Consider the following 13,185-nt stretch of genomic DNA (forward strand, 5'->3'; position numbering starts at 1 on the left):
GAATAAAATCACCCACACCGTTCTTCAGATGCAGGAAGCCCCCATGTCCACCGCTGCCCTTGTCAACGTGTCGCTGCCCGTCGAGCGTGAGGTGCAGGCCGCCCTGGAAGGACAGCGAGCCTTGGCCGCCTTCCTGGCCACGCGCGTGGAAACGCAGCAGATCCAGATTTTCGACGACAAGAACCAAGCCCATCGGGTGGAGCTGCCCACGTCCGCGCTGCGCCTGCTGGTGGACATCCTGGCGGAGCTCGCCGAAGGCAATGCCGTCAAGGTGGTGCCGGTCCATGCCGAACTCACGACCCAGGAGGCCGCCGACATGCTCAATGTGTCCCGGCCACACTTGGTCAAGCTACTCGAAGAGGGTGCACTTCCCTTCCACAGGGCCGGCAAGCATCGGCGCGTCCGCTTTGTCGACCTGATGCAGTTCAAGGCCCGGAGAGACCAAGCCAGCGAAGACGCCATGGCGGCGTTGGCGAAACAGGCTCAGGAACTGGGCATGGGCTACGAATGAGGCAGTCGCCATTCACGGCCGTCTATGACGCATGCGTGTTGTACCCGGCGCCGTTACGGGACTTTCTCATGTGGCTGGGTCTTTCCGGCCGCTTCCGGGCACGTTGGAGTACGCAGATCCACGAGGAATGGAAACGCAACCTGCTGATCAACCGCCCGGATCTTCGCCCCGATCAGGTTGACCGCACATCGGCATTGATGGACCAGGCCATCCCGGATGGCTTGGTCTCGGATTACGAAGCGCTCATCGCCGGATTGCGCCTGCCAGACCCGGACGACTGCCATGTCCTGGCTGCGGCCATCCGTTGCGGCGCCAGCGTCATCGTGACCTTCAACGAAAAGGATTTTCCGCAGGCAGCGCTCGCGCCCTTCGGCATCGAGGCGCAGCATCCAGACCTTTTCATCGACAACCTGTTCGACCTGGATGCGGCAGCAGTGGTATCGGCAGCGCAGAAGCAGCGGGCGCAGTTGAAGAGCCCGCCACTGGATGTGGATCGCTACCTCGACGCGTTGTTGCGACAAGGTCTGGTCCAGACCGTCAAGGCACTTTCGACCTATCGGACCATTCTCTGACGAACCCAACGAGGTTTGCCGACCACATGCCTGCTCATGGCAACCCGCACGAACAATCTGTGCGCGTGATCAAAGCCGCCTGCAGCGGAACTGATGGTCGAGCACCAACAAAGCTTCGAGTTCATCGGGCACATCGATGCCTGCTCTTTCGCAGACCGCACGGAACGCCTCGAAGTGCCGTGATAGCGGCACACTCGGGCGCTTCATGCCGCACTCTCGGAAGTAGGCCACCAGCGCATGCGTGCGGGTACGCTGCACGTCGGCAGTGATGTCATCGAGCACGTCGATTCGCCACAGCGGGCTTTCCGCCATGAAATCGGCAGGAGGGACGAAAACGGCTTCTCCAGCATTGCGGTCATAGTAGAAGCCTCGCAAAGCACATGGCGATGCCGACAGCACGCTCACCTCCTCTTCCGCCGGCACGTCAATGCCGGGGCTGAGCCAATAGCGGCTGCGGGGACTGGTTTCATTCATGATGAGTTCCTTTCGGGGAGATGGACAAGGCATTGGTCAGAGAGCGTTCGGGCCGCAGTCACGACGGTTGGGTTGCGTTGCAGACCTGGGTGTTTTGCCGAAGTACGCGTTCGTGATCTGCTTCCTGCCATGCCCCAGGTGCTCGGCGATCTGCTGTCGGGCTTGGTGGTCGAGGTCCGGATCGACAGGCGCGCCGCCGGCCACCGGAGGCCGCTGCCCTGTGATGGCTTCGTAGCCATCGGCCGCTCCCTGATGACGCAAGCCATGCGGAGTCACGCCCAGCCCGGCACGGGTGATGCCGTGACGCTCCATCACGTAGCGCAAATGCCGCATGGCCTGCTGCAGAGTCAAACGCGGATCGCTGACGCTCTCATGCACGCCCACCGTCACCCGGCGCGCATAGTCGATGGCAGCGAGCCGCTGCGCCGTATTGATGGCGACCATCCGCTCCCGGCCACCTTTGGTGCCCCGATGCGTGTCGAGATAGAAGGCGGCCAACTCACCGTCCTTGCCCGCCTGGGCGGCCGTGACGACATCTTCATGAGGTCGCAGCATCACGCTTTCCTTGAAGCGAAGATGGAAAGCCTGCATGAGCTTCAATGAGGCCGCCGCATGCACATCGTGTGCTTCAACCATCCGGATCACCGCGTCCGCTTCCACACCCTGTGCGCGCCATGACTTATCGACGCCCGTCGCCAGCGAGCGCTGGTAGAGCCGCGCATCGTCGAAGTAGCAGCCAATCGGGCGCAACAGCCTCGGCTTGCCGATCCAGACGGTGAAGGTCTTCAGGAAGCTGAAGTAGGTCTGGATGGTCGCCGGGCTCATGCGTCCGGCCTTGGCTTCGGATTGCCAATGCGCCGTCACCACTTCCGCATGCCGGCCGCTGAAGGATCGCGGATCGAGCTTGAACTGCAGGGGCGGCTGACGGAGAAAGTCGAACAGCCAGTGGCAGAAGCGCTGGCGCTCGGCCATGGTCTTGTGGCTGACGCCCTTGTGCTTGCTGCTGTGGCGCCAGTTGTGTTCTCGCAAGAGCAGGTTCAGCACATACCGCCATCGTCTGGGCGACAAAGGCAATTCATGCAGTCCCGGTGGACCTCCTTGACCCAGGCCATGTCGACCAGGCTTGGGGCTGGTTGAGGGGGTGCAATCCCTGCGCCCAATGGTTCGTTTCGCGTTCATGGTGTCGTGTTCCGTCATCGATGGAAGAGCCCTGGTTTCGCTGCATCAGCGGGCTCCATGACCGATGCCATGCCAGTGGTTTGTGGCCATCGCCCATGCGGCAGCCACGCGGAGGTACGTAAAAGTGATCGCCGGCCAGCACGCGTCTTGCACGATGTGGCGTTCGCCGCAGCGAACCAGGTCCTCAAGGAACCCGAGGCAACCCCGGAGGCATGAATGACCTCCGGTGCGGTGCCCGAGCGGCACCGCGAACTCGTCCCCCATCGCCGGCCTGACTGGCAGCGCCCGTTCCGCGACGGGCACGCAAGCCGTTCCACGACGGCCATGCCGCCACACAGGGTGGAACAGGCAGGGCTGACAGGTGCGGGGCGTTGACATGGCGTCTTTCTACCTCTGGTTCCGGGCCACCAGAAACACTCCGTTCCGAGCACTCCCCGCTTGCCCCAGAAAGCACCCGCAGACGCCCCGGTAGTGTCACTGCAGATACGTTCGCGCTCCCCGAAGGAGGCGCCCCTGTCACTCCAGTGTCACCACATTCACCGCGCAGTGACACTGGAGTGCCAGCACAGATCAACCATCGCGATGGTTGACCACGCGCTCGCCCATGCGAACTTGCCCCATCACGACGAAAGGAGTCCGAGATGAGCAAGTTCTGGTACGTCACCGGCGAACTGACCGAGGTGCAGCGCTACATCAATGTCCCCATGCGCTGGTGCGAACAATACCCTGCGCGCGAACGGCGAGAGTTCTGGCTGGCCCGGACCGATGGCATCGACCAGGAGGTGAAGCTCGTGGTCCACAGCCGCTCGATGCCCGCGCGGCGCGGTCACGAGGTCTGCGTGCTGTTGCTCGGCGAACTGGCCGTCGGTCTGGTGAACCTGAGCACCGGCCAGCGGGTCAACTTCATCGACGCTGACCCGCCACTACTGCTTCGCCGCTGCGATGTGCTGGCAGCGGTCGGCATCTTCGTCTCAGGCGCCATCGTGGCTGCAAGCTGGGATGTGCGGAGCCTGCTGCTGACCGTTCCGTTCGGGTTGCTATACCTGCCCAGTAGAGTGCTTGGCCGGCTACTGTGGCGGACCCGGCTGCAAAGGCAGGTGGACCGTGGTTTGGACATGGCGCTGACCGCAGCATCAGCTGAACCGCCGCGCCTTTGGCGCGTCAAGTAGTCGAGATTCGGGCGAACGGAACCATGAGCCCAGCGCCGGTTGCGATCTGATGAATCCCCTGAAGCTGTCGTCAAGGGAAAATTGGGTGTAATTGGATGTAGTATTGGCGCAATGATTGCCGCCCATGCCATTCAGATCACCCCGGAGATCCTAAAGCTCATCGCCAGCATCGATGAGTTCAAGGGTGCCTGGCGTGCGCTCGGTACCCTGGCACCGGACCGGCTCTCAGCCTTGCGCCGGGTGGCCACCATCGAGAGCATCGGTTCATCCACCCGCATCGAGGGCAGCAAACTGTCGGACCGGGAGGTCGCGCGCCTGCTGTCCAACCTGCAGATCAAGTCCTTCTCGACACGCGACGAGCAGGAAGTGGCCGGCTACGCCGAAGTCATGGAACTGGTGTTCTCATCCTGGCAGAACATCACGCTGACCGAGAACCACATCAAGCAATTGCACCGTGATCTGCTGACCTACAGCGAGAAGGACGCTTGGCACCGCGGCAACTACAAGACTTCCACGAACAGCGTGGTCGCCTTCGATGAGGACGGCAAGCAGCTGGGTGTGGTGTTCGAAACCGCGACGCCCTTCGACACGCCCCGCCTGACAACCGAATTGGTCACCTGGTTCAACGAGGAGCGCGACGCGGCACGATTCCACCCCCTGCTGCTCATCGGCATCTGGGTCGTGGTCTTTCTGGAGATCCATCCCTTCCAAGATGGCAACGGCCGCCTGAGCCGGGTGCTGACCACTTTGCTGCTGCTACAGGCTGGCTATGCCTACGTGCCTTACAGCTCACTCGAAAGCGTAATCGAGCAGAGCAAGGAAGCCTACTACCTGGCATTGCGGCAAACGCAAGGAACGATCCGGACCGAGTCTCCAAACTGGCAGCCCTGGCTGGTCTTCTTCCTACGGGCACTCGCGGAACAGGTTCGTCGCCTCAACCGCAAGGTAGAGCGAGAAAAGATCGTACTCGCCACACTGCCCGAACTCTCGCTACAGATCGTCGAGTTCGCACGGGAGCATGGGCGCATCACCATGGGCGATGCGATCCGGTTGACTGACGGCAACCGCAACACGCTCAAACAGCACTTTCGATCATTGGTTGCGCATGGACAGCTTCGTCAGTACGGCAGTGGCCGAGGCGTCTGGTATGAACTAGGCAACGAATAGGCACGGGATTGCGGCACAGGCTTATAGACAATGACCAACCTATTTTTTGAGAAACCCATCCTCAACTCCCCGTACGGCTATCCGTCGCAACACTGGGAGCTGGACAAGAATGGCCAGCCTACGCAGCAAGTCATTGCCAGCCGGCGACGAGCTGAGTTCATCACGCCCATCCCCCAGCCTAGAAAGCGCAAAGGCCAGGCCAAGCAGGAGGCGCTTCTTTTCGACGAAGGCAAAGGCCTTTCGACGCGGGAGCAGCAATACGACCATCAGGCCGTCATCAATGCCGTACGGCACGAAGTCGACAAATGGCGCGCGTTGCCCGACTCTGCCGACTGGCGTGTGACGCCGGAAACTGCGCGGCTGCTACAGCATTGGCGGCACCACGATTTCAGCGGTGTGCGACCGTTCTTCTGCCAGATCGAGGCGGTGGAAACCGCCATCTGGCTGACCGAGGTCGCGCCGCAACTTGGCAAGGCGGGCAAGACCTTTCTGGACCATCTGGAGCGCGCCAATCAGGATGCTAACCCGGGCCTTGCACGGCTGGCACTGAAACTGGCCACGGGGGCCGGCAAGACCACTGTGATGGCCATGCTGATTGCCTGGCAGACCATCAATGCGGTGCGCAGACCCACGAGCCGGCGCTTTACCCGCGGCTTTCTTGTCGTTGCTCCTGGGTTGACCATCCGCGACCGCTTGCGCGTCCTGCAGCCAAACGATCCCGACAGCTATTACGCTAGCCGCGAGCTGGTACCTGGCGACATGCTGGCCGATCTGGAGCGCGCCAAGATCGTCATCACCAACTACCACGCGTTCAAGCGCCGCGAACGGGTGGAGTTGTCCAAAGGCGGCCGCGCCTTGCTGCAGGGACGCGGCGGCGAAGAACTCGACACACTGGAAACCGAAGGCCAGATGCTCCAGCGGGTCATGCCCGACTTGATGGGTTTGAAAGACGTGCTGGTCATCAACGACGAGGCGCACCACTGCTACCGTGAAAAACCCGAGGCATCGGAAGACGATGACCTGAAAGGCGACGAAAAGAAAGAAGCGGAAGAAAACAACGCCGCAGCCCGGCTCTGGATCTCCGGCCTCGAAGCCGTTCAACGCAAACTGGGCCTGTCCCGCGTGTTCGACCTGTCGGCTACGCCTTTCTTCCTGCGCGGCTCAGGCTACGCCGAAGGCACGCTGTTCCCCTGGACCATGAGCGACTTCTCGCTGATGGATGCCATCGAATGCGGCATCGTCAAGCTGCCACGTGTGCCCGTGGCCGACAACATCCCCGGCGCTGAAATGCCGATGTTCCGCAACCTGTGGGAACACATCCGCGCCAAGATGCCCAAGAAAGGTCGCGGCAAGGCCGAAGGGTTGAACCCGCTGGAGCTGCCCACGCAACTGCAGACCGCGCTGGAAGCCCTGTACGGCCACTATGAAAAGACCTTCGCCTTGTGGCAAGAGGCCCAGCTCGCGGTGCCGCCTTGTTTCATCGTGGTCTGCAACAACACGGCCACGTCAAAGCTCGTGTACGACTACATCTCGGGCTTCACGCGGGCGGATGGTGCCCACGAAGCCGGCCGCCTGCCGCTGTTTCGCAACCAGGACGACTACGGCAACGCACTGGGGCGTCCGCGCACCTTGCTGATCGACAGCGAGCAGCTCGAATCCGGCGAAGCCCTGGACGACAGCTTTCGCGGCATGGCCGCCGATGAGATCGACCGATTCCGCCGCGAAATCGTCGAGCGAACGGGGGACGCCCAAGCCGGCCAGAAGATCACCGACCAAGACTTGCTGCGCGAGGTGATGAACACCGTGGGCAAGCCGGGCCGGCTGGGGGACTCCATCCGATGCGTGGTCTCCGTCTCCATGCTGACCGAGGGCTGGGACACCAACACCGTGACCCACGTGCTCGGCGTGCGCGCCTTTGGCACCCAGTTGCTTTGTGAGCAGGTGATTGGCCGCGCATTGCGCCGCCAGTCCTACGAGCTCAACGCAGAAGAGCGCTTCAACGTCGAATACGCCGACGTGCTCGGCATTCCCTTCGACTTCAACGCCGAGCCCGTGGTCGCGCCGCCGCAAAAGCCGCGTGAAACCATCCAGGTGAAAGCGCTGCGCGAACGCGAGGCGTTGGAGATCCGCTTCCCGCGGGTACAGGGCTATCGCGTGGAACTTCCCGAGGAGCAGTTGCGTGCCGAGTTCACCGACGACTCTCGCATGGAGCTCACGCCTGCGCTGGTGGGAGCCACCGAGACGCGCAACTCCGGCATCATCGGCGCGCAGGTGGACCTGAACCTCGTCCACACGGGCGACGTGCGCCCCTCGCAGGTGGTGTACGAGCTGACCTCCCATCTGCTGCTGACCCGCTTCCGCGATGCCGACGGGCAGCCCCAGCTGCACCTGTTCGGCCAGCTCAAACGCATTGCCCGCCAGTGGCTAGAGAGCTACCTCGACTGCAAGGGCGGCACCTACCCCGCCCAGCTCAAGTACAAGACCCTGGCCGACGATGCCTGTGAACGCATCAACGCCGGCATCACCCGTGCCTTTCTCGGTCAGCGCCCCATCCAGGCCGTGCTTGATCCCTACAACCCGGTGGGCAGCACACGGCATGTGAGCTTCAACACGTCCAAGACAGACCGTTGGGACACCAGTGGCCTGGCACAGGGTGGCCCGCGCTGCCATGTCAACTGGGTCATTCTCGACAGCGACTGGGAAGCCGAGTTCTGCCGCGTGGCCGAGTCGCACCCGCGCGTACGCGCTTACATAAAGAACCACAACCTGGGCCTGGAAGTGCCCTACCGCAAGGATGGCCAGGCGCACCGCTACCGCCCCGACTTCATCGTGCGCGTGGATGACGGACATGGTGAAGGTGACTTGCTGAACCTCGTGGTCGAGATCAAGGGCTATCGCGGTGAAGACGCCAAGATCAAGAAGGAAACCATGCTCACCCACTGGGTGCCCGGCGTGAACCGGCTCGGCACCCATGGCCGCTGGGCCTTTGCCGAGTTCGTGGACGTGTGGCAGATGCAGGACGACTTCGCCCAGAAGGTGCAAGAGGCGTTCGACGCCATGATCGAGCAGCACAACCGAAGGGAGAACACATGAAATCCGAACTCGTCCACGCATTGACCAGCACCTTCGAGGGGCATGCCCAGCAGACCGATGGCGGGGTCGAATATTGGCTGGCCAGAGACCTGCAGCATCTGCTGGGCTATGCCGAGTGGCGCAACTTCGGCACCGTCATCTACCAAGGCCAAGGTGGCCTGCGAAGTGTCCGGCCACCCCGTCTCGGACCATTTTGTTGACGTCAACAAAATGGTCGATCTCGGCTCCGGAAGCCAGCGCGAGGTGAATGACCTGATACTCATACGCTGCCCAGCCACGTTGGATTGAAAGGTTCCTCCATGCAAATCGAATCCATCGCCATCAAGAACTACCGGCTGTTCCGCGATGCGAAGCTGGAAAACATTCCGCGCCTGTGCGTGCTGGTGGGGGCCAATGGCACCGGCAAGTCCACCCTGTTCGACGTGTTCTCCTTTCTCAAGGACGCCCTGTCGATGAACGTGGCCAAGGCGTTGGCCAAGCGAGGAGGCTACCGCGAGGTGGCGAGCCGCGGTTTCGCGAATGAACCCATTGAGATCACTTTGCAGTTTCGCCTGGAGATCACCGGATATGACCGGCTCGTTACTTACGCGCTGAAGATCAGGCCCGACAAAAAAAGCGGGCGCCCTGTCGTCGAGCGCGAGATCCTGCGCTACAAGCGTGGCGCCTACGGTGCACCCTTCCGCTTCCTCGACTTCTCGGCAGGCAAGGGCTATGCCATCACCAACGAGGAAGACTTCTCCAAGCCCGACGAAGACCTGACCCGTGAGGAGCAGGAACTGGACTCCCCGGACATCCTCGCCATCAAAGGCCTGGGGCAGTTCGAGCGCTTCAAGGCGGCCAGTGCCTTCCGGCTGATGATCGAGAACTGGCACATCTCCGACTTCCACGTCTCCGAGGCCCGCCCCAGCCAGGAAGACGGCTTTGCCGAACACCTCTCTACCCGGGGAGACAACCTGCCTCTGGTGGCCAACTACCTGTTCGAGCATCATCGCGACCGCTTCGACCGCGTGCTGCATGCCATGCAGCGCAGGGTGCCGGGCGTCTCGGTGGTGGAACCCAAACAGACGGAAGACGGCCGGCTCGTGCTGCGCTTCCAGGACGGCAGCTTCAAGGACCCGTTCATCGCCCGCCATGTCTCGGACGGCACCATCAAGATGTTTGCCTATCTGGTGCTGCTCAACGACCCCAAGCCCTATCCGCTGCTGGCTGTCGAGGAGCCCGAGAACCAGCTTTACCCTGAGCTGCTGCCTGAACTGGCCGAGGAGTTCCGCGACTACGCCGAGCGGGGTGGACAGGTCTTCATCTCCACGCACTCACCTGACTTCCTCAATGCGCTGACCCTCGACGAGATTTACTGCCTGCGCAAGGACCAGGGGTTCACGACCATCACCCGCGCCAGCAGTTCCGAGAACCTGCGCTCTCTGTTCGATGCCGGCGACCTTCCCGGTTATCTGTGGAAGCAGGGTTTGTTCGAGGGTCTCAACAAGGACGTGAGCTGATGCAGGGCCGCATCATCTTTCTGCTCGAAGAGCCTTCCATGCGGGTGCTGCTCGACGATTGGCTGCCGCGCCTGTTCCCCGGCTGGGTGGATGGCCAGCACTTCCAGTGCGTACCCCACGAGGGCAAGAGTGACCTGGACCGCAGCATCCCGCGCAAGCTGGCCGCATGGCGCATCCCCGGCGACCGCTTCGTCATCGTGCGCGACAACGACAACGCCGACTGCATCGACCTGAAGGCCAGGTTACGTGTCCTGTGTGTGCAGAGTGGCCGCCCGGAAACCTTGATCCGTCTGGCCTGCCAGGAACTCGAAAGCTGGTATCTTGGCGACTTGGCCGCGCTGGCTGCCGCTTTTGACCAGCCCAAGGCAGATACCCCGGCACATCGCAAGCGTTTCGCCCAGCCAGACGATTGGCAAAAGCCTTCTGTGGAAGTCAAACGCCTCGTGCCTGCCTTTCAGAAAAACAGCGGCGCACGCGCCATGGCCCGGCACCTGCAGCCAGAAAACAACCAATCGAAAAGCCTACAGGTATTCGTTGCAGGCGTGCGCCACATGGCTGCCGGCATGGGCTATCAAGAAGTCTTGAACTGATCAACCATGGCCACCAGAAACCCCAAAGCCCCCCTCGTCGTCGACACCCTCAAACACGAGGGCGCCACGCGCAGGAACATCCCCACGGCCGAGTACCAGTCGGTCATGGCCAAGGACGAGCAAAGCCCCAGGCCCGTGGCCTACCCGCGCGCCAACACGCAGTGGCTCAGCGACCTCGCGGCGCTGCACGACCTGGGCAAATCGTCGGACGCATTCCAGCAGCGCCTGAACCGCGACCTGGACCCCCAACTGCTGTGGCGCGGCAAGGACCAGCAGGACTGGAGTGACCTCGTCGTCAACGCCCCGCCGCTCTACATCCAGGAGAAGGTGCATCCCAAGGTGTTGATTGACGACCTGCGGCGGGAGACGGAGCGTCAGCGCGAAGCCTCTACACGCGGCAGCGGCCAGCCGACCGAGCAGACCGACCTGTTCGCCGACTTCAACGGCCTTCCCAGCGACAACGCGCGCACCGAGTTCTACCAGCACGATGGCCACTGGGCCAACCGCATGATCCTGGGCGACAGCCTGCAGGTAATGGCCTCCCTCGCCGAGCGCGAGGGCCTGCGCGGCAAGGTGCAATGCATCTACTTCGACCCGCCCTACGGCATCAAATTCAACAGCAACTTCCAGTGGAGCACCACCAGCCGCGATGTGAAGGACGGCAATGCCCAGCACATCACGCGCGAGCCGGAGCAGGTGAAGGCGTTCCGCGACACCTGGCGCGACGGCATTCATTCTTACCTGACCTATCTGCGCGACCGGCTGACGGTCGCGCGGGATCTATTGACCGAGTCGGGGTCGATCTTTGTGCAGATTGGCGAAGAAAACGTTCATCGAGTGCGTACCGTTCTCGATGAAGTGTTTGGCGATGCGAATTTCGTTAGTCAAATCAACTTCAAGACCACCGGAGGTGCAGGATCTCCAACAGGGGGAACCGAAACTCTGGCTTCGGTCAATAACTTTATTCTTTGGTATGCAAAGAACGGCGCGGCAATCAAGTATCGGCAGCCATATCGAGTCAAAGGCGATCTATCTGGAGGGGCTACGGCCTACAACAAGCTGGATTTCTTCGACGCGAAAGAGCGTCGTCCTGCCACAGATGCTGATAGAGAAACAGCACCTGACGGTTCACGCTTGTTTCGCTGGGATAACCTGACCAGCCAAAGTTCAGGTGGTCCACAGTTCTTTAATGTGGAACTGGATGGGAAAACTATTCCAGTTGGAAAAAGTGGTTGGAAAACAACCACCACAGGCATGGATCGCTTGAAGAAAGCGAAGCGGGTTGGATTGGCTGGAAAAACCCTAAGCTATGTCCGCTACATCCTGGACTTTCCCGTTTACCCCATGAACAACTCTTGGGATGACACAGTGACGGCGGGTTTTGCATCAGACAAGTTATATGTCGTTCAAACAAATCCGAAGGTCATTGAGCGCTGCATCCTAATGACCACCGATCCCGGCGACCTCGTCCTAGATCCCACCTGCGGTTCTGGCACTACCGCCTACGCAGCCGAACAATGGGGCCGCCGCTGGATCACCATCGATACTTCGCGCGTCGCACTCGCCCTGGCCCGCGCCCGCATCATGGGCGCGCGCTATCCCTACTACCTGCTGGCCGACAGCCGTGAAGGCCAGTTGAAGGAAGCCGAGGTCACGCGCAGCGCGCCCTCTACCGCGCCGGTACATGGCGACGTGCGCCATGGTTTCGTCTACGAGCGCGTGCCGCACATCACGCTCAAGTCCATTGCAAACAACGCGGAGATCGACGTGATCTGGGAGCAGCACCAGCAGGTGCTGGAACCCTTGCGCGCATCGCTGAACACCGCGCTCGGCAAGGCTTGGCAGGAATGGGAGATCCCGCGCAATACCGATGCCAAGTGGCCTGGGGAGGCCCAGCGCCTGCACGCCCAATGGTGGCAGCAGCGCATCGCGCGGCAGAAGGAGATCGACGCTTCCATTGCTGCCAAGGCCGAGTTCGAATACCTCTACGACAAGCCCTACCCCGACAAGAACAAGGTGCGCGTGGCCGGCCCCTTCACGGTGGAAAGCCTCTCCCCCCACCGCGTGCTGGCCGTGGGCGCCGATGACGAACTGATCGACCCGGCCAGCCCGCATGTGGCCGAGCGGCAGGCCGAATACAACGCCGAGCGCAACTTCGTCCAGATCATCCTGGAGAACCTCAAGACCGCTGGCGTGCAGCAGGCGCACAAACAGGACAGGATCAGTTTCACCTCGCTCACGCCCTGGCCGGGCGAACTGGTCTGTGCCGAAGGTCGCTACGCCGAGGGCGAGACTGAGAAACGCGCTGCCATCTTCATCGGCCCCGAGTTCGGCACCGTAGCCCGGCCCGACCTGGTGGCCGCCGCGCGCGAGGCCGGCGACGCGGGCTTCGACGTGCTGATCGCCTGCGCCTTCAACTACGACGCGCATTCCAGCGAGTTCGACAAGCTCGGCAGAATCCCCGTGCTCAAGGCCCGCATGAACGCCGACCTGCACATGGCCGACGACCTGAAGAACACCGGCAAGGGCAACCTGTTCGTGATCTTCGGTGAGCCGGACATCGACATCCTCGACGCCGGCCCTCATGGCGACGAGGGTCAGGTGCGGGTAAAGGTCAATGGCGTGGACGTGTTCCACCCCAACACCGGCGAGGTGCGCAGCGACGGCGCCGAAGGCATCGCCTGCTGGTTCATCGACACCGACTACAACGAAGAAAGCTTCTTCGTCCGCCACGCCTACTTCCTGGGCGCGAACGACCCCTACAAATCCCTCAAGACCACGCTCAAGGCAGAAGTTGATGCTGACGCCTGGGCAACGCTCAACAGCGATACCTCACGTCCCTTCGACAAACCGAAGTCGGGACGCATTGCCGTCAAGGTGATCAATCACCTGGGGGATGAGGTGATGAAGGTGTTCAAAATCTGACCGTTA

11 protein-coding genes are annotated in these 13,185 nt (G+C 61.9%); 9 read left to right on the plus strand and 2 right to left on the minus strand.

Annotation, left to right across the window (positions count from 1 at the left end; all coding sequences use genetic code 11):
• Positions 1 to 43 precede the first annotated feature (43 nt).
• Together VEIS_RS20155 and VEIS_RS20160 are read left to right on the plus strand one after the other, a co-directional pair.
• Complete coding sequence (locus VEIS_RS20155; RefSeq protein WP_011811854.1) at positions 44 to 511, plus strand: helix-turn-helix domain-containing protein; 468 nt, start codon at positions 44 to 46, stop codon at positions 509 to 511.
• Positions 508 to 1,083: a PIN domain-containing protein gene (locus VEIS_RS20160; protein WP_011811855.1), complete on the plus strand. Its 576-nt coding sequence runs from the start codon at positions 508 to 510 to the stop codon at positions 1,081 to 1,083. Before VEIS_RS20155 ends, VEIS_RS20160 begins: the two co-directional genes overlap by 4 nt.
• Positions 1,084 to 1,152: 69 nt before the next feature.
• Here the strand turns inward: VEIS_RS20160 and VEIS_RS20165 are convergent, their stop codons facing one another.
• The gene (locus VEIS_RS20165) at positions 1,153 to 1,557 is read right to left on the minus strand and encodes a hypothetical protein (RefSeq protein WP_011811856.1); all 405 of its coding nucleotides are present in this window, start codon (positions 1,555 to 1,557) and stop codon (positions 1,153 to 1,155) included.
• A 36-nt stretch (positions 1,558 to 1,593) separates the two neighbouring features.
• A complete protein-coding gene (locus VEIS_RS20170) occupies positions 1,594 to 2,601 on the minus strand; it encodes an integrase domain-containing protein (RefSeq protein ID WP_049773979.1) in 1,008 nt (335 codons plus the stop codon).
• A gap of 776 nt (positions 2,602 to 3,377) precedes the next feature.
• Here VEIS_RS20170 and VEIS_RS20175 point away from each other — a divergent pair.
• From VEIS_RS20175 to VEIS_RS20205, 7 genes are all read left to right on the plus strand, one after another.
• On the plus strand, positions 3,378 to 3,905 hold the full coding sequence (locus VEIS_RS20175; RefSeq protein ID WP_011811858.1) for a hypothetical protein: 528 nt from the start codon (positions 3,378 to 3,380) through the stop codon (positions 3,903 to 3,905).
• A gap of 111 nt (positions 3,906 to 4,016) precedes the next feature.
• A complete protein-coding gene (locus tag VEIS_RS20180) occupies positions 4,017 to 5,072 on the plus strand; it encodes a Fic family protein (RefSeq protein ID WP_011811859.1) in 1,056 nt (351 codons plus the stop codon).
• Positions 5,073 to 5,102: 30 nt separating this feature from the next.
• Complete coding sequence (locus VEIS_RS20185) at positions 5,103 to 8,165, plus strand: BPTD_3080 family restriction endonuclease (RefSeq protein ID WP_011811860.1); 3,063 nt, start codon at positions 5,103 to 5,105, stop codon at positions 8,163 to 8,165.
• Positions 8,162 to 8,365, plus strand: coding sequence for a hypothetical protein (locus tag VEIS_RS20190; protein WP_011811861.1), 204 nt, complete (start codon positions 8,162 to 8,164; stop codon positions 8,363 to 8,365). Before VEIS_RS20185 ends, VEIS_RS20190 begins: the two co-directional genes overlap by 4 nt.
• A gap of 99 nt (positions 8,366 to 8,464) precedes the next feature.
• Positions 8,465 to 9,664, plus strand: a complete 1,200-nt coding sequence (locus VEIS_RS20195) for an AAA family ATPase (RefSeq protein ID WP_011811862.1) — start codon at positions 8,465 to 8,467, stop codon at positions 9,662 to 9,664.
• Positions 9,664 to 10,254, plus strand: coding sequence for a DUF4276 family protein (locus VEIS_RS20200; protein WP_011811863.1), 591 nt, complete (start codon positions 9,664 to 9,666; stop codon positions 10,252 to 10,254). The genes VEIS_RS20195 and VEIS_RS20200 overlap by 1 nt, the downstream gene beginning before the upstream one ends.
• 6 nt (positions 10,255 to 10,260) lie before the next feature.
• A complete protein-coding gene (locus VEIS_RS20205; RefSeq protein ID WP_011811864.1) occupies positions 10,261 to 13,179 on the plus strand; it encodes a site-specific DNA-methyltransferase in 2,919 nt (972 codons plus the stop codon).
• Positions 13,180 to 13,185: the final 6 nt, after the last annotated feature.

It is taken from the genome of Verminephrobacter eiseniae EF01-2 (assembly GCF_000015565.1).
GTDB lineage: Bacteria > Pseudomonadota > Gammaproteobacteria > Burkholderiales > Burkholderiaceae_C > Acidovorax > Acidovorax eiseniae.